Source organism: Nocardioides marmorisolisilvae (assembly GCF_003725775.1).
Lineage (GTDB): Bacteria > Actinomycetota > Actinomycetes > Propionibacteriales > Nocardioidaceae > Marmoricola > Marmoricola marmorisolisilvae.
This window is the reverse complement of the sequence record NZ_RJSG01000002.1, coordinates 2282223-2303513: the sequence shown is the minus strand read 5'-3', so window position 1 is coordinate 2303513 and position 21291 is coordinate 2282223. Positions and strand designations below refer to the sequence as shown.

23 protein-coding genes and 1 tRNA gene are annotated in these 21291 nt (G+C 69.9%); 9 read left to right on the top strand and 15 right to left on the bottom strand.

All coding sequences use genetic code 11. From position 1 onward, the window contains the following. Nucleotides 1–3: 3 nt before the first annotated feature. The 15 genes from EFL95_RS15205 to EFL95_RS15130 form a co-directional block, all read right to left on the bottom strand. On the bottom strand, nucleotides 4–1503 hold the full coding sequence (locus EFL95_RS15205) for a flagellar hook-length control protein FliK (protein ID WP_183407179.1): 1500 nt from the start codon (nucleotides 1501–1503) through the stop codon (nucleotides 4–6). Beyond that, nucleotides 1503–2423, bottom strand: a complete 921-nt coding sequence (locus EFL95_RS15195) for a transglycosylase SLT domain-containing protein (RefSeq protein WP_123234742.1) — start codon at nucleotides 2421–2423, stop codon at nucleotides 1503–1505. Before EFL95_RS15195 ends, EFL95_RS15205 begins: the two co-directional genes overlap by 1 nt. Continuing rightward, complete coding sequence (locus tag EFL95_RS15190) at nucleotides 2423–2872, bottom strand: flagellar FliJ family protein (RefSeq protein WP_123234741.1); 450 nt, start codon at nucleotides 2870–2872, stop codon at nucleotides 2423–2425. The genes EFL95_RS15195 and EFL95_RS15190 overlap by 1 nt, the downstream gene beginning before the upstream one ends. Beyond that, nucleotides 2869–4194, bottom strand: a complete 1326-nt coding sequence (locus tag EFL95_RS15185) for a FliI/YscN family ATPase (protein ID WP_123234740.1) — start codon at nucleotides 4192–4194, stop codon at nucleotides 2869–2871. The genes EFL95_RS15190 and EFL95_RS15185 overlap by 4 nt, the downstream gene beginning before the upstream one ends. Then, nucleotides 4191–4844 (bottom strand): FliH/SctL family protein, encoded by a 654-nt coding sequence (locus EFL95_RS15180; RefSeq protein ID WP_123234739.1) that lies wholly within the window; start codon nucleotides 4842–4844, stop codon nucleotides 4191–4193. The genes EFL95_RS15185 and EFL95_RS15180 overlap by 4 nt, the downstream gene beginning before the upstream one ends. Then, nucleotides 4828–5844, bottom strand: a complete 1017-nt coding sequence (gene fliG, locus EFL95_RS15175; protein WP_123234738.1) for a flagellar motor switch protein FliG — start codon at nucleotides 5842–5844, stop codon at nucleotides 4828–4830. The genes EFL95_RS15180 and fliG overlap by 17 nt, the downstream gene beginning before the upstream one ends. Next, nucleotides 5841–7448, bottom strand: coding sequence for a flagellar basal-body MS-ring/collar protein FliF (gene fliF / locus EFL95_RS15170; protein ID WP_123234737.1), 1608 nt, complete (start codon nucleotides 7446–7448; stop codon nucleotides 5841–5843). The genes fliG and fliF overlap by 4 nt, the downstream gene beginning before the upstream one ends. Further along, nucleotides 7448–7762, bottom strand: a complete 315-nt coding sequence (gene fliE, locus EFL95_RS15165) for a flagellar hook-basal body complex protein FliE (RefSeq protein ID WP_123234736.1) — start codon at nucleotides 7760–7762, stop codon at nucleotides 7448–7450. The genes fliF and fliE overlap by 1 nt, the downstream gene beginning before the upstream one ends. Nucleotide 7763: 1 nt before the next feature. After that, nucleotides 7764–8153: a flagellar basal body rod protein FlgC gene (locus EFL95_RS15160; RefSeq protein ID WP_123234735.1), complete on the bottom strand. Its 390-nt coding sequence runs from the start codon at nucleotides 8151–8153 to the stop codon at nucleotides 7764–7766. Between the two features lies 1 nt (nucleotide 8154). After that, the gene (flgB, locus tag EFL95_RS15155; protein WP_123234734.1) at nucleotides 8155–8523 is read right to left on the bottom strand and encodes a flagellar basal body rod protein FlgB; all 369 of its coding nucleotides are present in this window, start codon (nucleotides 8521–8523) and stop codon (nucleotides 8155–8157) included. Nucleotides 8524–8787: 264 nt separating this feature from the next. Continuing rightward, nucleotides 8788–9279, bottom strand: a complete 492-nt coding sequence (locus EFL95_RS15150; protein ID WP_123234733.1) for a hypothetical protein — start codon at nucleotides 9277–9279, stop codon at nucleotides 8788–8790. A 3-nt stretch (nucleotides 9280–9282) separates the two neighbouring features. After that, complete coding sequence (locus tag EFL95_RS15145) at nucleotides 9283–9648, bottom strand: response regulator (RefSeq protein WP_123234732.1); 366 nt, start codon at nucleotides 9646–9648, stop codon at nucleotides 9283–9285. Continuing rightward, nucleotides 9648–10097 carry a chemotaxis protein CheX gene (locus EFL95_RS15140; RefSeq protein WP_123234731.1) on the bottom strand — a complete coding sequence of 150 codons (450 nt, stop codon included), beginning with the start codon at nucleotides 10095–10097 and terminating at the stop codon, nucleotides 9648–9650. The genes EFL95_RS15145 and EFL95_RS15140 overlap by 1 nt, the downstream gene beginning before the upstream one ends. Beyond that, complete coding sequence (locus tag EFL95_RS15135; RefSeq protein ID WP_123234730.1) at nucleotides 10094–10477, bottom strand: response regulator; 384 nt, start codon at nucleotides 10475–10477, stop codon at nucleotides 10094–10096. Before EFL95_RS15135 ends, EFL95_RS15140 begins: the two co-directional genes overlap by 4 nt. Before the next feature lie 3 nt (nucleotides 10478–10480). Then, on the bottom strand, nucleotides 10481–11353 hold the full coding sequence (locus EFL95_RS15130) for a CheR family methyltransferase (RefSeq protein WP_123234729.1): 873 nt from the start codon (nucleotides 11351–11353) through the stop codon (nucleotides 10481–10483). Nucleotides 11354–11459: 106 nt separating this feature from the next. Here EFL95_RS15130 and EFL95_RS15125 point away from each other — a divergent pair, with 106 nt between their 5' ends. The 9 genes from EFL95_RS15125 (at nucleotide 11460) to EFL95_RS15085 (ending at nucleotide 21289) form a co-directional block, all read left to right on the top strand. Next, complete coding sequence (locus tag EFL95_RS15125; protein WP_123234728.1) at nucleotides 11460–12512, top strand: protein-glutamate methylesterase/protein-glutamine glutaminase; 1053 nt, start codon at nucleotides 11460–11462, stop codon at nucleotides 12510–12512. 118 nt (nucleotides 12513–12630) lie between these two features. Beyond that, complete coding sequence (locus EFL95_RS15120) at nucleotides 12631–12873, top strand: hypothetical protein (RefSeq protein WP_123234727.1); 243 nt, start codon at nucleotides 12631–12633, stop codon at nucleotides 12871–12873. A gap of 26 nt (nucleotides 12874–12899) precedes the next feature. Next, nucleotides 12900–13958, top strand: a complete 1059-nt coding sequence (locus tag EFL95_RS15115) for a YlbL family protein (RefSeq protein WP_123234726.1) — start codon at nucleotides 12900–12902, stop codon at nucleotides 13956–13958. Further along, nucleotides 13955–14485, top strand: a complete 531-nt coding sequence (locus EFL95_RS15110; protein ID WP_246004963.1) for a PPA1309 family protein — start codon at nucleotides 13955–13957, stop codon at nucleotides 14483–14485. Before EFL95_RS15115 ends, EFL95_RS15110 begins: the two co-directional genes overlap by 4 nt. After that, on the top strand, nucleotides 14478–17417 hold the full coding sequence (locus tag EFL95_RS15105; RefSeq protein ID WP_123234724.1) for a UPF0182 family membrane protein: 2940 nt from the start codon (nucleotides 14478–14480) through the stop codon (nucleotides 17415–17417). The genes EFL95_RS15110 and EFL95_RS15105 overlap by 8 nt, the downstream gene beginning before the upstream one ends. A 1-nt stretch (nucleotide 17418) precedes the next feature. After that, on the top strand, nucleotides 17419–18024 hold the full coding sequence (locus EFL95_RS15100) for a TetR/AcrR family transcriptional regulator (protein WP_123234723.1): 606 nt from the start codon (nucleotides 17419–17421) through the stop codon (nucleotides 18022–18024). A gap of 198 nt (nucleotides 18025–18222) precedes the next feature. Beyond that, nucleotides 18223–18296: transfer RNA gene (locus EFL95_RS15095), tRNA-Met, on the top strand. Nucleotides 18297–18483: 187 nt separating this feature from the next. Further along, a complete protein-coding gene (locus tag EFL95_RS15090) occupies nucleotides 18484–19488 on the top strand; it encodes a tyrosine-type recombinase/integrase (protein WP_123234722.1) in 1005 nt (334 codons plus the stop codon). Between the two features lie 325 nt (nucleotides 19489–19813). Next, the gene (locus EFL95_RS15085; RefSeq protein ID WP_123234721.1) at nucleotides 19814–21289 is read left to right on the top strand and encodes a cation:proton antiporter domain-containing protein; all 1476 of its coding nucleotides are present in this window, start codon (nucleotides 19814–19816) and stop codon (nucleotides 21287–21289) included. Nucleotides 21290–21291 lie beyond the last annotated feature (2 nt).

Below are 21291 nucleotides of genomic sequence, written 5' to 3'. Positions count from 1 at the left end.
TCCTCACAGGGTCAGGTCGAGACCCGCTGCTGCGGACCTCGTTCCCGACCGGATCGGTGTGACGTCCCGACGCCCGCCTTCGCGGTGTCCTCGGGAGTGGTCATCGCCGTCCGTGGCGAGGTGGTCGGCACGCGTCCCTGCGTGACGATCGGGTGACCGGTCTCCACCGCCGAGCCCGGGGTAGTCCGTGCTCGTGGTGTCGGTCGCTGGGGTCTGGGTGGCGGACTGTCCCGCCTGCGGGGGCTGGTCGCCCTGCGCGTTCTGGTGGCCGTGCTGGGCGCTGGTCTGGGCCTGGGCGGCACCGTTCGGCTGCTGGACGGCGGCCACCGCACTGGTCGGCAGCTCGCGAACCACGACCTTCGCGTCGGTCGCGCCGGCCCGCTCGAGCAGCTGCTTGAGCTCGGGCGATCCCTCGAGCAGCGCGGCGCGGGCCTCCTGGCCCGCGGCGAGCCGGACGTGCACCGCGCCGTCGCGCACGGTCAGCACCACGCGCACCTCGCCAAGCGCCTCGGGCTGGAGCTTCATGGTGATCCGGTGGGTGCCGTTGCCGGCGCTCGTCAGCCCGGTGATCCGGTCGAAGACCTGGTCGGGGACCGAGACGGTGGTCGTGACGGCCGGCGTCGGGGCCGTCGTGGTCGTCGTTGTCATCGCGCTGGTCGGCTGCACCGTCGTGGGCGCGACCTGGGTGACCGGCTGCTCGACCCGCGCGTGCTGGGCCGGTTGCGGCAGCTCGAACCGGGGAGCCGCGGGAGCCTCGGGGGACTTGGTGGCCACCGGGGTGGTCGGGTCCTCGGGGGTGGTGGCCGTCGGCGGCTGTTCGCCGGTGCCGGCTGAACCGGTGTCGGTTCCGCGCTTCGGGTTCACCGGGTGCGTGGTGTGGCCCAGGCCCAGGTGCAGGCCGGGGTGCTCGGTGCGGTTCTGGCCGAGGTGCTTGCCCGGGTTGACCTTGTCGGACGGGGTGATCGGGGTGTCACCAGCGCCGACGCCGGCCCCGGTGGGCGCGGGTGCGACGGGCGGGGCGGCCGGGTTGTTCACGACCGGGTTGGTCACGACGGGGTTCAGGGTCGGGTCGGGCGTCGGCTGCGTCGGCGGCGTCGGCGTCGCGGCCGTCGGGTCGGGAGTCGGGGTCGTCGCGTCCGCGGTCGGGCACGGGTCGGCGGGCGTCCCGGGATCGGTCGCGGGCAGGGTCCTGGTGTCGACGGCGCGATCGTGCTTCGACCCACGAGCGGCCGGCGGGGTGGTGCCGGGGGTTTCGACAGGCTCAACCAGCCCAGGGGCGGGGGATTTGGCAGGCTCAACCAGCCCAGGGGCGGGGGTTTCGACAGGCACAACCAGCGCGGTGGGCCCGGGGGTCGGGGTTTCGACAGGCTCGACCACCGAGCCATCGGTGGCGGTGAGGGCCTGCAGGAACTCCGCCAGGAAGTCCCCGGGAGCCTTGGAGCCCGCCGCGACGCCAGGTGTGGGGACCGGCGCCGCGGCGGGAGTCAGGGGGGCGATCGTCATCAGGCGGCCGCCTTCATCAGGGACATCACCTTGGTGACGTACTGCTGGGTCTCGGGGTACGGCGGGACGCCGTGGTACTTCAGGACCGCGCCCGGGCCGGCGTTGTACGCCGCGAGCGCCAGGTCGGTGCGGCCGAACCGCTGGGTCAGGCTGTGCAGCAGCTTCGCGGCGCCGTCGATCGACTGGGCGGGGTCGAAGGAGTTCGTCACGCCCAGGCTCTTCGCGGTCCCGGGCATCAGCTGCATCAGGCCCTGCGCGCCGGCCGGGCTGACCGCGTTCGCGTTGTAGCTCGACTCGGTCCGCGCCACCGCCGAGAGCAGCGAGGCCGGGACGCCGTACTTGCGAGCCGCGGCGGTGAACAGGTCGGCGTACGGGGTCGCGGTGGCGACCCGGCCCGTGGTGACCGCGCCGGCTCCGGCGGCGGCCGCGTCGGTGGGCAGGATCCGGCGGATGTGGGTCGGGGTCTCGGTGACCTTGCTGATCCGCACGTCGGCGCCGGGGTGCGGCGCCTCGATCATCTGGCCGTCGCCGATGTAGATGCCGACGTGGTGGACCGGGGAGCCGAAGGCGAGCACGTCGCCCGGCTTCGCCGCGGCCAGGCCGCCGGTGACCTCGGTGCCGGCCTTCGCCTGGTCGCCGGAGACGCGGGGGAGGTCGTAGCCGAGGTTCTTGTAGACGAGCTGGACCAGGCCCGAGCAGTCCAGGCCGCTCTTCGGGTCGGTGCCTCCCCAGACGTAGGGGACCCCGAGGTACTTCTTGGCCTCGCTCACCACGTCGTCGCCGGTGGTCGCGACGGTGCTGCCGCTGGCCGCGTCAAGGCTGCTCGCGAAGGCCGCCGCCGAGCCGGTGCTCTGCGGTGCGAGGACGGCGAGCTGTGCCTGGATCTGTGCGATCCGTGCGGTGACGTCGGAAACGCTCATCAGGCCACCTCCCCCGTCCGTCGCAGCCAGCGCTGGGTCGCCAGGTCGTCGAGCTCACGGGCCTCACCCCGCGCCGCCTCGGTACGTCGGGCAGCCAGGCGTCGCTCCAGCAGACCCTCGATCGCGGCGAGCTTGGCGCGGTCGCGCTGCCACGCCTCCAGGGCCGCGGCGCTGATCGTGCGGGTCTGGTCGAGCTCCTCGACAGCGGCGAGTAGCACCATGCCGAGCACCTGGAGCGAGCCGCGCAACGCGACGAAGTCGGCGGCGGAGCCGGCGGCGAACCGGTCGGCGTCGTGGAGCCGGCGACGCAGGTCGTCGACCCGTTTCTGGGCGGCCCGCTGCTCGGCCAGAGCGGTCTGCAGGCCGATCCGGCTGTCGGTCTCGCGGACCCGGCGGACCCGGGCGACGGCGAGCAGGCCGGCGTCGTCAGCGGTGGCCGCGCTGCTCATGCCCTACCTCCGGTCTGTCCGTCGCCGACGAGGGCGGAGAGCCAGGCCCAGGACTCGGCGGGCGGGGTGCTCTGGTGCATCGGCTGGCGCAGGAAGTCGTTGATCGCGTCCATCCGGGCCAGCGCCCGGTCGGCGTCGCGGTCGGCACCGGAGACGTAGGCGCCGATCTCGACGAGCTCGCGGACGTTGCGGTACGCGGCCAGCATCCGGCGCAGCTCGAGGGCCACGTCCTGCTGACCGCGATCGGTGACCGCGGTGGTGACGCGCGAGATGGACTCGAGCACGTCGATGCTGGGGAAGTGCCCGGCGGTGGCCAGGGCCCGGGAGAGCACGACGTGGCCATCGAGGATGGACCGGGCGGTGTCGCCGATCGGGTCCTGGAGGTCGTCGCCCTCGACGAGGACCGTGTAGAGGCCGGTGATGCTGCCGGCCGGCGAGGTGCCGGCGCGCTCGAGCAAGCGGGGGAGCAGGTTGAAGACGCTCGGCGGGTAGCCGCGGGTGGCCGGGGGCTCGCCTGCGGACAGGCCGATCTCGCGCTGGGCCATCGCGACCCGGGTCAGGCTGTCCATCATCAGCACGACGTGCTTGCCGGAGTCGCGGAAGGACTCCGCGATGCGGGTGGCCACGAAGGCGGCGCGCAACCGCTCCACGGGCGGGGCGTCGCTGGTGGCGACGACGACCACCGAGCGGGCCAGGCCCTCGGGGCCGAGGTCGTTGTCGATGAACTCGCGGACCTCGCGGCCGCGCTCGCCGATCAGCGCGATCACCGAGACCTCGGCGTCGGTGCCGCGGGCGACCATGGAGAGCAGGCTGGACTTGCCGACGCCGGAGCCGGCCAGGATGCCGATCCGCTGTCCGCGTCCGCAGGGGACCAGGGTGTCCAGGGCCCGGACTCCCAGGCCGAGCTGGTGGTCGATCCGCGGGCGGCTGAGCGCACCGGGGGCGTGGTGCTCGACGACGACCCGGGTCAGTCCGTCCAGCGAGGGGCCGCCGTCGACGGGCCGGCCGAGGCCGTCCAGCACGCGACCCTGGAGCGCGTCACCGACGCCGATCGTGAGCGGTCCGCCGGTGTGTCGGACCAGGGCGCCGGCCTCCAGCCCCGCGGTGTGACCGAGCGGCAGGCAGACCAGGCCGCGCGGGGTGCTGGCCGCGACCTCGGCCAGGACCGGCACGGGGCCGTCGACCTCGACCAGGTCGCCGACGCCGGCGGGCAGGCCGGTGACGAGCAGGTGCAGGCCGACGAGCTCGGCCACCCGGCCGAGGCGCAGCGGTGCCGCGGCGCCGAGAGCGAGCTGCCGGGTCTGGAGGGTCAGGGCGGTCATCGGAGGGCCTCCCGGACGCGCTCGAGCGCCAGGTCCAGACGCAGGTCGAGGACGTGGTCGGCGGACTCGATGAGGGCGTCGCCGCGGCCGAGCGAGGAGTCGGCGAGCAGCGGCACGCCCTGCTCGGCCAGGGCGGCGGCGCCGGCGATGTCGTCGGGGTGCAGGCGGACGGCGACCACGGGTGCGTCGGGCAACAGGTTCAGCACCCGGCGTACGACGTCGACACCGTCGATGCTCAGCTCGTGGCCGAGCAGCTCACGGGTCAGCTCCCACGCGAGGTCGCTGGCCTGCTCCTCGATCGCGGCGCAGGTGCGGGCGGTCGCCGCGTGCAGGTCGGCGGCCGCGGCGGCCAGCGCGGCCAGCGCGCCGGCGTGCTCGGCGGCCCGGCGGTCCTCGGCGGCACGTCGGGCGTCCTCGGCAGCAGCCGCCTCGCGGGCAGCCTGCTGCCGCGCCTGGCGCTGACCCTCGGCCCACCCGATCGAGTAGCCCTGCGACCGGGCGGCGGCGCGGGTGCTCTCGGCGAGGGTGGACAGCGCGAGCTCGGTGACCGCGTCGCCCAGGACGCGCTCGGACCCGAACCGGGTCCACTCTCCGGTCCGCAGCTCGGGGGTGACCAGCGGGGTCACCGTGGCCTCACTCGACGAATTCATCGTCGTTCCCTCGCCGGACCATGATCTGGCCCTGCTCCTCGAGCTGGCGGATGGTGCGGATGATCGACTGCTGGGCTTCCTCGACCTGGGTCAGCCGGACCGCACCGAGCAGCTCGACCTCCTCGACCAGGTTCTCGGCTGCGCGGCTGGACAGGTTGGCGGTGATCTTCTCCCGCACCGCGTCGGGGACGCCCTTGAGCGCCAGCGCGAGCTCGTTGCTCTCTACCGAGCGCAGGACCAGCTGCACCGAGCGGTCGTCGAGGTTGACGATGTCCTCGAACATGAACATCCGGCTCTTCACCTCGTCGGCCAGGGCGGCGTCGAGGGCCTCGAGCCCGTCGACGATCTGGCGCTCGGTCGAGCGGTCGGAGCGGTTGATGATGTTGACCAGCGGATCCACGCCGCCGACCCGCGACATCTCGGCCGGCTGGAGCATCGAGGAGAGCTTGCGCTCCAGGGTGCTCTCGACCGCGCGGATGATCTCGGGGGAGGTCCGGTCCATCACCGCGATCCGGTGGGCGACCTTGGCCTGCTGGTCGGGGGCGAGCCCGGAGAGCAGCAGCGAGGCCTTGTCCGGGGTCATGTGTGCGAGCACCAGCGCGATCACCTGGGGGTGCTCGTCGACGATGAAGGAGCGCAGCTGCGCCGGGTCGGCGCGGTGCAGGAACTGGAAGGGCATCTGCACCGCAGCGGCCTTGACCCGCTCGATGATCTCGGCGGCGCGGTCGGAGCCGAGGGACTGCTCGAGCAGCTGCTGGGCGAAGCTCAGGCCGCCCTGGGCGATGTGCTGGCGGGCGGTGAACATGTCCTTGAACTCGCCGACGACCTGCTGGGTCTCGGCGGTGCTGATCGACTCCAGGCGGGCGATCTCGGCGGAGATGGCCTCGACCTCGGAGTCCGAGAGGTGGGAGAGCACGCTGGCGGCGCGGTCCTTGCCCATCTGGATGAGCAGGATCGCTGCCTTGCGGACGCCGAGACCGGCGATGGTCGCTGACGTCATGGGCGGTCCACCAGCCAACCGCGCAGCAGCGCCGCGACGTCCTCGGGCTGACGCTCCACGAGAGCGGCGAGCTCGTCCATCATGTCCTCGGTCTCGGAGCGCTCGCTGGTCTCCAGCGCGAGCATCGCCGGCGAGGACTCGATCGGCGCGGTCGTCTGCGCCCGCTCGAGCTGCTCGGCCTTGAGCTGCTCGACCACGTAGGTGGTCGCCTCGGCCCTGGCCTTGGCCCGCTTGCGGCCCTTGAGCCAGGCGAGCAGCAGGATCAGCAGGACGACGAGCACCAGACCGGCGTTGCGGTACAGGCCCATCTGCGCGGTCTTGGCGTCCGCCTTCTTCGCCGCCGCGAGGTCGGCCTTCGCGGACTTCTCGGCGGTGCGGTCGAAGGGCAGGGTGTCGACCTGGACCGTGTCGCCGCGCTTCGGGTCGATGCCGACGGCGCTGGCGATCAGGGTCTGGATCTGGTTGGGGTCGATCTTCCGCGCGGTGGCGGCATCGAGGACCACGCCGATGTGCAGATTGCGCACCGAACCGGGAGCGGCCTCGCGGGTCTCGATCGTGGTGTCGATCGCGTTGTCGTTGGTCTCCGAGCTCTTGGAGTACTTCGAGCCGGAGTCGGTGCCGGTGGTGCCCGAGCTGTCCATCTGGCCGTCGGGACCGACCACACCGTTCGCCTGGGCCGCGGCGCCGGCGCCGTTGTAGAGCTCGGAGGTCTTGGTCTGCGAGAGCGGTGGGTTCTTCGGGTCGTAGGTGTACTTCTTGGTCTGCACCGTGGACTTGTCGAAGTCGAGGTTCGCCGTCACGGCCACGGTGGAGTTGCCCGGGCCGACGACGCGGTCGAGCATCGCCTGGATCCGCTGGTTCATCTGGTCCTGGTAGGAGGCGACCTCCTGGTTGCGGCTGGCCGCTGCGGCTCCACCCGCGCCGTCGGCGCCGCCGGTCCCGGAGAGCACCTGGCCCGAGGAGTCCGCGACGGTGACCTTGGCCGGGTCCAGACCGTCGATGCTGGAAGCGACCAGATTGGTGATCGCCTGCACCTGCGAGCTGCTCAGCGTGACGCCGGCCTTCGGCTCGACGAGCACCGAGGCGGTGGTCGGGTCCTGGTTGTCGGAGAAGACCTGCCTCTCCGGGATCGCGAGGTGCACGACCGCGGTCTGCACGCCGTCGAGCGCCTCGATGGTCTTGGCGAGCTCGCCCTCCATCGCGATCTTGAAGTTGGTCTGCTCCTGGAACGAGGACGTCGAGAGGCTGTTGTTCTTCAGCGCGCTGTACCCGGTGTCGGTCGACGAGCTGGGCAGGCCCTGGCCCGAGAGCGAGATCCGGGTGGCGTAGACCTTGTCCTTCGGCACCATGATCGTGCCGCCGCCGTCGGTGATCTTGTACGGCGTACCGGCGGAGTCGAGCTTGTCGATGACCGCCGAGGCGTCCGAGGACGCCAGGTTGCTGAACAGCGGGGCGTAGCTCGGGGTGGAGGCCCACCGGAAGACCATGAAGCCGGCGAGCAGCAGGGCGCCGGTGCCGAGCACGGCGATGAGCTTCTGGCCGGTGGTGAAGGCCAGGAAGGTGCGCTGGTAGCGCGTGAACGCGCGGCTGATCGAGTCCTTCATCAGACCTGCATCCGCATGATCTCGTTGAACGCCTCGACGGCCTTGTTGCGGACCGCGACGGTGAGCTGGGTGGTGACGCTGGCCTCGGTCGCGGCGATCGTGTAGTCGTGGATCGCGTTGAGGTCACCGGTGGCGGCCTTGACCGCGAGCTGGTCGGACTTGTCCTGGACCTGCTCGAGCCGGTCGATGCCGTCGAGCACCATGTTGCCGAAGTCCTGGCCGGAGGCCGACTTCGCCGCGGTGGTGTTGCTCGGGCTGACCGTCGGCGCCACGTACGGCGTGAAGCCGACGCTCCCGACTCCGGAGACAGTCATGTCAACGTCCGATCTGGAGGGCTGCGTTGTAGGTGTCCTGCGCGGTCTTGGTGGTCTGCACCGAGGCCTGGAAGCCGCGCTGCGCCATCACCAGCTGGGTCATCTGGCTGGCCAGGTCGATGTCCGGGAGCCGGATGTTGCCCTCGGCGTCGGCCAGGGCGTTGCTCGGGTCGTTGACCACGCGGCCCTGGCCGTCGGTCAGCGCGATGCCGGCGACGTCGACGCCGCCGTTCGGGTCGGCCGAGGCGATCACCATCTGGCCCTGGAAGGCCTTCTGGTTGGTGCGGGTCGCGGTGTTGACGTTGGCGATGTTGTTGGCCAGCGCGTCGAGCCAGGTCTGGTGCATGCCCATCGAGGACCCGGCGATGCGCAGCATGTCGAAGGCGCCCATGTCACATGCCCGTCGCTGCGGTCTTGACGAGGTTGAACCGCTCGGAGACGGCGCGGGTCAGGATCTGGTACTGGTACTGGCTCTGCATCGCGGCCAACGTCTCCTTGCGCAGGTCGACGTTGTTGCCGTTGGCGCCGACCGGGGTGTCGGTCGGGGTCGTGATGACGCCGGTGTCGACCGGCTCGCCTGAGGCGAACTCCCCGTCGTTGATGGCGGCCTTGAGCTGGGACTCGAAGTCGACACTCGTGGCCCGGAAGCCGGGGGTGTCGGCATTGGCGATGTTGTCGGCGATCACCTGCTGGCGCTGGGTGACACCGTCGAGCGCGGAAGCCAGGACCTGGCTCACGGCGTCGGACACGGCGAACGGCACGGGATGCCTCCAGTTGCGCGAAGCGGGTGCCGATCCGTGGCGTGGGGTGAGCGATCCGTGCTCGGGGGGTTGTTCGGTCCTGCGCGGGACCGGTTAAGACAAAACGGACATTCCGAACCGTTCGGTTCGAGTCCGGAGGACGTAGGTCCCGGACGTGGTGGCGGTTTCCCACGTGAACAAGGGAAACCGTCACTTACCCGTCGTTGCATCGACGGGTAAGCGCATGAATCGACGGGTCAGTCCACCAGGACGACGGAGAACGGGTCAGGCCACCAGGACGACGGACAGCCGTCCGGGCCCGTAGCCACCCACCTCGACGGCGAGGTCCTCGCGGCGGCCCAGCGTCAGGGCGCGGGCCAGCACGTCACCGGGCAACGGGTTGCCGATGTGGTGCGCGTCGTAGAGGCGGACGTGGGTGGCCCCGTCCTTGTTGAACAGCGAGGCGGCGATGTTGAGCACCTCGTAGACGTTCTCGCGCAGGGTCTCGGACAGGACCCGCTCCTCGATCGCGGCCTGCGCGCCGGTCACCGGCACCAGCCCGATCGCGGCGCCAGCGTGCGCGGACAGCGCCAGGTCGAAGGCGATCACCGAGGTCACCTGCAGGGTGTCGTCGACGTACACGGCGACGGTGCACGGGTTGTTCGGGGTCGGTGCCAGCGGCGTGCTCGGCGAGACCTGGATGTCGCGGTCGAGCAGCTCGGTGAGCAGGTCGCGGATCTCCTTGGTGGCAGGGAGGTAGGAGGTCTGGACGTACACGGCTCAGCCCTTGAGAACGGGGGCGAGCGCCTCGTCGAAGGCCTCGGGGGTGAACGGCTTGGCGATGAGGAACAGCGCGCCACCGGCCTCGGCGCGGGCGCGCATATCGGCGGAGCCCTCCGAGGTGACGAAGCCGAACGGCACCGTCGAACCCGAGGAGCGCAGCGCGGAGAGGAAGTCGATCCCGGTCATCTCCGGCATGTTCCAGTCCGAGAGCACCAGGTCGGGCGCCTCGCTGCGGACCAGGTCGAGACCCTCCTTGCCGTTCTCGGCCTCGATGACCTCGTGACCGGAGTAGCCGGCCTGGCGCAGGGTGCGGATCACGATCTGCCGCATCACCCGGCTGTCGTCGGCGACCAGGATCTTCATCAGGCGTCCTTCCTCACGTAAACGCTGACCAGCAGGGGGGTTCCGGCCCATGAGGCGTCCAGGCGGCAGACCTCGACGCTGTCCGAGGGGCGTGCGACGCGACCCGCGGCGACCACGGGCAGGGAGAGCACGCTCGGGCCCGGCATCAGGCTCTTCACGTTGCCGCCGATCATGTTGACCAGCTCGCCCACGGCGTCGGCGACGTCCTCGTCGAGGGTCTCCTCGACCATGAGCATCCGGCGGGTGACCTCCTCGGCCAGGCCGGTGGGCAGCTCGACGCTGACCATGCCGTGCCACTCGCCGGAGACGGTGACCGCGGCCGACCAGCCGACGGCCAGGTCGGTCGGGGCACCGGGAAGCAGCGGCTCCTCGGAGCCCAGGAACGAGGTCCAGACCTCGTCGACCAGCATCTGCACGTCGTCGTACGACGGCTCCACCGTGATCGTCATGCCGGCACCGCCTTCGCGACCAGGCCGAGCAGCTCGAGCTTGTCGGCGATCGCGTCCGGGGTGAACGGCTTGATCACGTACTCGTGGGCGCCGGCGGCCAGCGCCTTCACGATCTGGCCGTGCTCGCTCTCGGTGGTGACCATCATCAGCGTGATGTCGCGCCACTCGGAGTTGGCCCTCACGTTGGTGATGAAGGTGTAGCCGTCCATCACCGGCATGTTCCAGTCGATCAGGCACAGGGTCGGGATCCGGCCCGCGTTGAGGTGGTCCAGGGCCTCCTGGCCGTCGGCCGCCTCGAGGGTCTCGAAGCCGAGGTCGGTGACGATCCGGCGCAGGATGCTCCGCATCGCTCGCGAGTCGTCGATGATCAGCGCGTACATGGGTCAGGCTCCCGTCATGGCGATGGACTCAGGGGTGGGCTGGGGGCTGAAGGCCGGCACGTTGGCGTAGCCGACCGGGCGGTGCACCTGGACCCGACCGTGGGCCTCGCGGTCCCAGTGGTCGTCCAGGTCGAGGGTGGTCTCCGAGGAACCGAGCAGCATGAAGCCGTCGGGGGAGATCACCTGGCCGACGCGGCGCAGGATGTCCCGCTTCACGTCGAGGTCGAAGTAGATGAGCACGTTGCGGATGAAGACGATGTCGAACGTCGGCAGCGGCGGGAAGCTCGTGGAGAGGTTCAGGTGCTGGGTGCGCACCATCTTCTTGAGGTTGTCGTTGACCTCCCACTCGCTGCCGGCCCGGCTGAAGTACTTCACCAGCGAGGTGGCCGGCAGGCCGCGGTTCATCTCGACCTGGCTGTAGCGACCGGCCTCGACGCGCGCGAGCATCTTGTGGGAGATGTCGGTGGCGAGGATCTGCGCGGTCCAGCCGGGGGGCAGGTGCTCGTCGAGCAGCATCGAGAGGCTGTAGGCCTCCTGGCCGCTGGAGCAGGCCGCGGACCAGATCGAGATGTGCCGGGTGTGCTCGCGGCGCGCCACGATCGAGGGCAGCATCAGCTCGGTGAAGGCCTGGTACGGCGCCATGTCCCGGAACCACGACGTCTCGTTGATGGTCAGCGCGTCGAGCGCTTTCGCACGCTCGGCCGCATCGACCTGGAGGCGGAGCACGTAGGCGTCCACGTCCGTGCACCCGGCTTCACGAGCGAGCGGCAGCAGCCGCGCCTCGACCAGGTACTCCTTGCCCGGGTCGTAGAGCATGGCGGTCTCACGACGGGCAAGGTCGGAGACGAACGCGAAGCTCGAGTCGGAAATCGTCACGGCGCACTCATCGGTCCCGGCCGATCGTTCTTGAGAGGAATGGCGCCCCGAGGGTCGAACGTCCCGGACGGCTCAGGCGTCGGGAGATCCTGCCGATGAGTTCGGGGTGATCCGGGTCCTGGTCGTCGACGACTCCGCGCTGGTGCGCCGCCTCGTCACCACCTCTCTCACGCTCGACACAGAGATCGAGGTCGCCGGGGTCGCGACCAACGGCCGCGAGGCGATCGGACTGGTCGAGGAGCTCGAGCCGGACGCCGTCACCCTCGACATCGAGATGCCGATCCTCGACGGGCTCGGCGCTCTGGACGAGATCCGCAAGCGGCACCCGCACCTGCCGATCATCATGTTCAGCACGCTGACCGAGAAGGGGGCGACCAAGACCCTGGAGGCGCTCTCGCTGGGAGCCTCGGACTTCGTCACCAAGCCGTCGAACACCACCTCGATGGCCGAGTCGATGGCCAGCGTCCGCGAGCAGCTGATCCCCAAGGTCAAGGCGCTGGTCGGCGCTCGCCGCATCGTCGGCCCGGGCCGGGAGAAGCCCGCACCACCGCCGGCACCGGTCAAGCTCGCCGAGCCGAGCAGCACGCCGCCCGAGGTGCTCCTGATCGGCTGCTCCACCGGGGGACCCGACGCGCTGTCCCGGGTGCTCGAGGGCCTGCCCGGCACCCTGCCCGTCCCGGTGCTGGTGGTCCAGCACATGCCGCCCCTGTTCACCACGATGTTCGCCGAGCGGCTCGACCGGGTCTCGCCGCTCACCGTCCGCGAGGCCGCCGAGGGCGACGTGCCCCGGGCCGGCGAGGTGCTCGTCGCGCCCGGCGGGTTCCACCTGCGGGTGAAGCGGTCCGCGGGCGTCGTACGGGCGCACCTGGACGAGGGCCCGCAGGAGAACTTCTGCCGGCCGGCGGTCGACGCGCTGTTCCGCTCCGCGGTGGAGGCGTACGGCGGAGCCGCCACCGCCCTGATCCTCACCGGCATGGGGTCCGACGGCCTGATCGGCTGCCGGCTGCTCGCCGAGGCCGGCGCCCGCATCGTCGTCCAGGACGAGCCGACGTCCGTGGTCTGGGGCATGCCCGGTGCCGTCGCCACCGCTGGCCTCGCCCACGAGGTGCTGGCCCTGGACGACATCGCCGGCAAGCTCACTGCCTACCTTGCTGGTTGACCGACCGGTGCTGGTCGACCGGCCGGTGCTGGTTGAGCGGCCCGTGCTGGTTGAGCCTGTCGAAACCCGGCGCGTGTCACAGCCGAGGACGGGAGGCTCTCTCGTTCATGCTTGAGCGGTGGAGATCCTGCTCTGGCTGCTGCCCGCCGCCCTGGTGACCGGGCTTGCCATGGTCTGGGCCGCCTGGGTCGGTCGCGAGCGCCCGGAGCGCGAGCGCACGCAGGCCGAGCAGGACCGGTTCGCGGAGGCGATCCTGCGTCCGTTGCCGCCCGCGGCGCGCAACCGACCGCGGCCGCGCGAGCGCAGCACCGGCGTCGCGGTACGCCGCACCAGCAGCGATCCGACCCGTCGGTCCGCGTAGTTGTCGGAATCTGACAGGCTGCTCCCATGAGTCGCCGCACGATCGCAGGCCTGCTCGCGTTCGGCCTGGTGGTCGCGCTGACGATCGGCGCTGCCCTGGTGAAGGTGCCCTACGTCCGCTTCCAGCCGGGTCCGACGATCAACGTGCTGGGCAAGTTCGACAACAAGCCGATCATCCAGATCACCGGGCACAAGACCTACACCGACACCGGCGGCCTGCGGATGGTCACGATCATCCCGGACGGACCGACCGACAACCTCAGCCTGATCCAGGTGATGCTGGCGTGGGCCGACCCGGACGTCGCGGTACTTCCGAAGGACGCGGTCTACAAGCCGACCCAGACCAGCAAGCAGGTCCAGCAGCAGTCCGCGGTGGAGATGACCTCCTCGCAGGACAACGCGACCGCCGCGGCGCTCAGCGCGTTGAAGATCGCCTACCGCGTCGACGTCTCGGTCAGCGGGGTCGACCCGAAGGGTCCGTCGGCCGGCATCCTCAAGAAGGGTGACGTGCTCACCTCGGTGGACGGCCTGCGCACCGCGAACGCCTCGAAGCTCGTCGCGGCGATCCGCGCGGTGACTCCGGGCCACAAGGTCGAGCTCGGCATCCGCCGGGGGACCGCGGAGAAGGTGGTCACCGTGGTGACGGTCCCGGCGGCGGACGACAAGAAGGCCTCCCGGGTCGGGGTGAGCATCGCCCAGAAGTTCGTCTACCCGTTCAAGGTCAACGTGCGGCTGTCCGACAACATCGGCGGGCCGTCGGCGGGCATGATCTTCGCGCTCTCCATCTACGACCTGCTCACGCCCGGTTCCCTGACCGGCGGGCAGTCGATCGCCGGCAGCGGTGAGATCAGCGCCGACGGCGTGGTCAGCCCGATCGGCGGCATCGGCCAGAAGCTGGTCGGCGCCCAGCGCGACGGCGCGCGGTTGTTCCTGGTCGCCCAGGAGAACTGCGCCGAGGCGGTGCGCTCGCACTACGACAAGAACAAGCTGCGCCTGGTGAAGGTGCACACGCTCTCCGACGCCATCAAGGCCGTGAACGCCTGGCGGGAGAACCCGAACGCCGCGCTGCCCAGGTGCACCGGGTGAGTGCGCTCGCGTCGGTGGTCCGCGAGCTCGAGGCCCATGCCAGCGAGCTCGGCTGGGACCAGCCGGAACGGATCTACGCGCTCGTCACCACCGCGCAGCTGGTCGCCCAGGAGCCCGGACTGGCCGAGGCGCTCGGCCTGGACGCGGACGACGACGGCCTGACCCCGATCGAGCAGGAGCCGTTGGCCCCGGGGCAGCTGCTCGAGGACGTGCTCGCCGGGATCGAGTGGCCCGAGGACGTCGCCGGCGTCGCCGCGGTCGCGGAGCGGCTGGTACTGCCTCCCGGTGCCGACGACGAGCTGCCGGCCGACGTCGCCGCGGCCCAGGAGTACGCCGCGCAGCACCCCGAGCGCCAGGAGGTCCGGATGGTCGCCGCGGTCCTGCGCGGGGGTGAGGCCGCTTGCGCGCTGAGGTTAAGGTCGCATGACGCGGACGACCTCGTTCTGACCGGGCCGGACCTGGTCCCCGGTTTGTTGGAGCAGTTGCACGCCACGCTTGAGTACGAGGAGACAGCCCGCGATGAGTGACTTCTTCGGCGACGAGCCGGAACAGCCCCGTCCGGCCCCGGTGCGTCACGAGCGCCGCCGCAGCCCGCTGATCCTCACCCTGGTCGTGATGGCCGCGCTGCTGATCGGCTTCTCGCTGTTCGCGGGCATCTGGACCGACAAGCTCTGGTACTCCTCGATCGGCTACGGCCACGTGTTCAGCACGCTGATCTGGACCAAGGTCGGCATGTTCGTGGTCTTCGGCCTGCTGATGGGCCTGATCGTCGGCGGCAACCTCTGGCTGGCCTACCGGCTGCGCCCGGTGTTCCGCCCGAACTCCGCCGAGCAGGCGAACCTGGACCGCTACCGCGAGGTGATCAACCCGCTGCGCCGGATCCTGCTGATCTCGGCCAGCATCGTCTTCGCGGTCTTCGCCGGCGCCTCGGCGACCGGTCAGTGGCGCACCTACCTGCTGTGGCAGCACCGGCAGTCCTTCGGGCAGAAGGACGCCTACTTCCACAAGGACATCGGCTTCTACGTCTTCACGCTGCCGTGGCTGCACTGGCTCGTCGACTTCTTCATGACCGCGTTCGTGATCGGCCTGGTCGCGGCCGTCTTCGTGCACTACGTGTACGGCGGGATCCGGCTGCAGGCGCGCGTCGACAAGGTCTCCGGGCCGGCGCAAGCCCAGATCTCGGTGGTCCTCGGCCTGCTGGTGCTGCTCAAGGCGGTCGACTACTACCTGGACCGGTTCGACCTGACCTCCGCGGGCGGGGGACTGGTCACCGGCATGACCTACTCGAGACAGCACGCGGTGCTGCCGAGCAAGAACATCCTCATCGCGATCGCGGTGATCTGCGCGATCCTCTTCTTCGTCAACGTCTACCGGCGCACCTGGATGCTGCCCGGCGTGGGCCTGGCACTGTTCGCGCTCTCGGCCGTGCTCATCGGCATGATCTGGCCGGCGATGGTGCAGAAGTTCCAGGTCAAGCCCGACGAGCCGGACAAGGAGTCGTCGTACATCGCGAAGAACATCACCGCGACCCGCGACGCCTACGGGCTGACCGACACCCAGATCACGCCGTACGACGCCAAGACCACGCTCAAGGCCTCGGACGTCGTCAACTCGAAGTCGATCCCCGGCGTCCGGCTGCTCGACCCGGGCGAGGTCCGCGACGCCTTCGAGCAGCTGCAGCAGCAGAAGGCGTACTACACGGTGCAGCCGGTGCTCGACGTCGACCACTACAAGGTCGACGGCACCAGCCGGGACATGGTCGTGGCCGCCCGCGAGATCAACGTCGACGGCCTGCCGGCGGCACAGAAGAAGTGGGCGAACCTGCACACGGTCTACACCCACGGCTACGGGATGATCGCCGCCTACGGCAACCAACGCGACGAGCAGAACAAGGAGGTCGCGACCACCACGAACGGTGGCCAGCCGGTCTTCGCCGAGCAGTCGCTCCCGCCGAGCGGCGTGCTCACCTCGCTCACCAACGGTGGCTACCGCGGGCAGATCTACTTCGGCGACAACAGCCCGTCGTACTCGATCGTCGGCAAGGCCAAGGGCGGCAAGGACGTCGAGCTCGACATCCCGCAGAACAACACCTCGGTGGGTACCGCGCAGACCTCGACGTACGAGGGCAAGGACGGCGTCAAGGTCGGCTCGGAGTTCCGCAAGCTCCTGTACGCCGTGAAGTTCGGCGAGCCCAACTTCCTGCTGTCCTCGCGCGTGCACGCAGACTCGAAGCTGCTCTACAACCGCTCGCCGCGGGTCCGTGTCCAGAAGGTCGCCCCGTGGCTGACCGTCGACAAGACTTCGCTGCCGGCGGTCGTGAACGGCCGGATCGTCTGGATCCTCGACGGCTACACGACCACCGACAAGTTCGCGAACTCCCAGAAGCGTTCGCTGCGCGACATGACCTCGGACGCGATCAGCCCGCGACCGACGTACGCGACGCAGCCGACCGACGACATCAACTACATGCGCAACGCGGTCAAGGCGACCGTGGACGCCTACGACGGCACGGTGACGCTCTACGAGTGGGACGACACCGACCCGATCCTGAAGGCCTGGGAGTCGGTGTTCCCGGACGTCGTGAAGTCGCGCCAGAGCATCCCCAAGGAGCTGCTCGACCACTTCCGCTACCCCGAGGACATGTACAAGGTGCAGCGGAACATCCTCGCCGAGTACCACGTCACCAACCCGAAGACGTTCTACGAGGCCACCGACCGCTGGGAGGTTCCGGCCGATCCCGACCAGACCGCGACCACCCAGCCGCCGTACCGGCTCTCGGTCGAGCGCGAGCCCGGTGGTGACCCGGTCTACTCGCTGACCTCGGTCTACAGCCCGGCCAACAAGTCCAACCTGACGGCGTTCATGTCGGTGGGTGCGGATGCCGCGGACACCTCGACCTACGGCAAGTTCCAGATCCTGCGGCTGCCCGACAACACCCAGTTCCAGGGGCCGGGCAACATCGCCAACCAGTTCAGCACCGACCCGAAGGTCGCGGCGGTGCTGCGGAACTTCAAGACCGGCACGGATGCCAGCGTCCGCTACGGAAACCTGCTCACGCTCCCGGTCGACGGCGGACTGCTCTACGTGCAGCCGCTCTACACGGTGCGCGAGACCGGGTCCGGCAAGTACCCGGTGCTGCTGCGGGTGCTCGCCTCCTACGGCAAGGACGTCGGCATCGGCACCACGCTGAGCGACGCGATCCGGAACATCGGCCAGTCCACCGGCGACACCGTGGGCACCGACGAGGGTCCGACCACGACCCCGCCGGACAACGGCGAGACTCCGGGGACGACGACCTTCGACCTGCTCACCCAGGCGGACGCCAAGTTCAAGGAAGCCGACGCCGCGCTGAAGAAGGGCGACCTGGCCGCCTACGCGCAGCGGGTGGCCGAGGCCAGGACGCTGGTCGACCAGGCACTCGCCGCGGAGCCGAAGCCGAAGACCACGAAGAAGAACTGACGTGCCGCGGCTCCCCGAAGCGAGGCCGCCGGCCAAGCCCAGCTCGCAGGGGCAGAAGGACCGGCACAGCCAGATGCTGCGCGCGGCGGTGAAGCTGGGGTCGCAGCAGGACTTCGAGCGCGTGCAGATGCAGGACGTGGCCGCCGAGTCGGAGGTCGCGATCGCGACGCTCTACCGGTACTTCCCGTCCAAGGTGCACCTGTTCGTCGGGGTGATGCGGGCCGAGCTGGAGAAGGTCGACCCGCGCGACCTCCAGGTCGACGCGGACCAGGACCTCGGTGCCGTGGTCACTGACCTGCTCATGCTCTTCACCAAGGAGATGTACGCCAACCGGCGGCTCTCGATGTCGATGATCCAGTCGATCATCCTGTCCGAGGGTCTCGACAGCCCGGACTCGGCCGTCATCGAGGAGGCCTTCCTGGCGCTGCTGCTCCGGGTCGCCGGCTGGCACCGGGACCCCACCGAGGACCAGCGGCGTCGCTGCTGGCTGGTGATCCAGTGCTGGTTCGGTGTGCTGGTCACCACGCTCTCGGGCAACCGCCCGCTGGAGTCGGCCGAGCAGGACCTGCGCCGGGCTTGCGAGCTGCTCCTCGCCGTTGCAGGTTGAGCCACTGGGTCTCGTTGGTTGAGCCTGTCGAAACCCGGCTGTGCTGGTTGAGCCTGTCGAAACCCTGGCCGTGCCGATTGAGCCTGTCGAAACCCCGCCTGTGCTGGTTGAGCTTGTCGAAACCCGGTGACCTTGGTCGCAAACCCGAGTACCGATTTGGGTCAGCCCGCCGCCACACGGTAATGTTCCGTTCACCGACGCGGGGTGGAGCAGCTCGGTAGCTCGCTGGGCTCATAACCCAGAGGTCGCAGGTTCAAATCCTGCCCCCGCTACTCGTCAGGGCCGTGGATCCAGTGGATCCACGGCCCTGTTTGGTTTGGTGATTTGATCGTGTGGGCAGAAAGTGCTCCTTTCCCAGCCACGAGCCACACCCGCGACACACCCCGGTTCCTGACGCCGGGACGGCACCGCAGGCCGCCCTGTGAACGGGCGGGGGAGATCGACCCCTACAACCTGTGGATGATCACCACCACCGCCGAGGCGCTGGCTGCCTCCCTGCCCGACAGTTCCGCTCTCGACCTACCTCACGGACTCACCGTCGACGACGCCCTCCGCATCGCCGAAGCGGTCGCCTCCACGCTGGCCGAGTCCACTCGCCACGTCTATGGGCATGGCTGGCGGCAGTGGGAGCGCTGGTGCTCGGCCAGGCAGACCTCGGCACTGCCCGCGAGTCCGGCGATGATCTGCGCCTACCTCACCGAGCGGGCCAGTGACGGTGCACTTGTTCCCACCCTTGACCTGGCGATCGGCGCCATCTCCTACGCCCACCGCAGCCGCGGCCTGGACGACCCGACCACGGTTGAGGCCGTCAGGCAGGTACGACGCGGATTGCGCCGCATCGTCGGAGCCGCACCCCGGCGCCAGGCACGCCCGCTGGACACCAACGACATCCGCCAAATCCTCGGACCCATCGACCGCACGACGGCGAAGGGAGCACGTGACGCCGCCATCATCCTGCTCGGCTTCGCCTCCGCATTGCGCCGCGGCGAGCTCGCCGCACTCGACCTGACCGACGTCCAGCCCAAACCTGGCGGGCTGCTGCTCCATGTCCGCCGCTCCAAGACCGACCAAGAGGCCATCGGTCAGGTCGTCGCCGTCGCTCACGGCCAGCGCGCCGAGACCGATCCGATCGCCGCGCTCGACGGCTGGTTCGCCCAGCGTGGCCACGACCCGGGACCGCTGTTCACGAGCATGCGCAACAAGACCGTCACCATCGAGCGTCTCTCCGGCAACGCCATCGCCCGGATGCTCCGCAACCGCGCCGAGCACGCCGGGCTGCCGGCCGAACGGATTACTCCGCACTCGCTGCGCGCCGGGCACGCCACCACCGCGGCCGTCGCTGGTGTGAGCCTGGATCGGATCGCGGCGCAGACCCGCCACAAGCGGCTCTCCACCCTGCTGGAGCGCTACATCCGCCCGGCCCAGGCCCTCGAGTTCACCTCCAGCCGCGACCTCGGGCTGTAGGGGCGCCACCGCCACCTGCATGCCCGCCTGAACTGGTCGCACGGCTACCAGACGATCCCGTGAGGACCGGGGTTCTGGCCAGACTGGGTCAAGATGTCCGGCGGGTCGCTGTCAACGCGGCTGCCGGAGTGACACCCTGCGCGGATCGCCAGATCGGTGCGTTTGATCTGCTTGTATCGGATCAGATATCCGATACGACGTCACTCGGCTCGAGTGGTTGAATAGCCCGTGCGGCTGGGTTGCCGTAGGTGGACACAGGTGAGCCGGGAAGTCTGGTCGGCGGCGTGGGCGGTCTCAGTGCCCAGGAAGTTGGCGTGCCCGGGTCATGAGCGACGTGCCGGTGTTCGGGGTGGTGATCCTGGTGGTCGCTGTCGCGGTGCTCGCGGCGATACTGTCCAATCACGTCAGCGAGCGGGTCCGCGTTCCGGCGCCGGTGCTGTTCCTGCTGGCCGCTGCGGCCGCGTCGGAGGTTGTTCCGCGGCTCGGCACCCTGTCGGTGATCACCGACGAGCGGGTCGTGACGGTGGCGCTGATCTTCATCCTGTTCGACGGCGGGGTCCAGATCGGGTGGCGCGAGTTCCGGGCATCGGCGGGCGCGATCCTGTGGCTCGGTGTGATGGGTACGGCGGTGACTGCGGGTGCGGTCGCGCTGGTCGCCCACGCCCTGTTCGGGTTCGACTGGCACCTCGCCCTGCTTCTCGGCGCTGCTCTGGCGCCGACCGATCCGGCGATGGTGTTCTCGGTTCTCGGGGGCAGGGAGATCACCGGGCGGGCTGGCACGATCCTCAAGGGTGAGTCCGGGGCGAACGACCCGGTCGGCATCGCGCTGATGGCGGTGCTGCTCGAGGCGGGCGGTTCCGGGTTCAGCTCGGTGGCGCACGGCATGGCGACCTTCGCACTGCAGATGGTCGTGGGTTGTGCCGTCGGGGTCATCGGCGGACTGTTGCTGGTGCAGTTCGTGCGGCACGTCCCGCTGCCGAACGAGTCGCTCTACCCGGTGCGAGCGCTCGCGGGCGCTGCGTTCATCTACGGCGTCGCGGACGTGCTGTCCGGTTCGGGATTCCTCGCGGTTCTGCTGGCAGGTGTTCTTCTGGGTGACGCGCGGGCGCCGTACAAGCACGACATCGAACGCTTCGCCTCCGGACTGAGCAGTCTCGCCGAGATCGTGGCGTTCACCATTCTTGGACTGACCATCGACCTGCACGACGTGTTCAGCGGAACGGTGCTCTGGGTCGGCTTGGGCATCACCGCCTTGCTGGTCCTGATCATCCGGCCGCTTCTCGTCGGTGTGATGATGCTCCGGATGAACCTCGAGCGGGGGGAGAAGGCGTTCATCCTCGGGGCCGGCCTCAAGGGTGCCGTTCCGATCCTTCTGGGTCTCTTCGCCCTGGGCGAGGGCGGTCCCGGAACGCACCGGCTCTACCTGGTCGTCTTCGTCGTGGTGCTCACCTCAGCCCTTCTTCAGGGGAGTTTGGTGCCGGCGATGGCCAACTGGTTCAAGGTCTCCATGAACGTGGTCGCTCTCGAGCCGTGGTCGCTCGGTCTTCGGTTCCGCGCCGAACCCACCGGGCTCCAGTTCCATGTCGTCGCAGCCGGCTCCGCAGCCGACGGCGTCGAGATCCGTCACCTGGCTGTGGGGGACGAGACCTGGGTCAGCCTGGTAAGGCGCAACGGCGAGCTCGTCGAAATCCACGGCGGCACCGAACTCCGCGGCGGCGACGAGGTGCTGATCATCGGCGGAACCGATGTGAATGGGCTCTTCGGGCCTTCGAGCAAGGCGGGGGACCACCCAGCACCGTGACC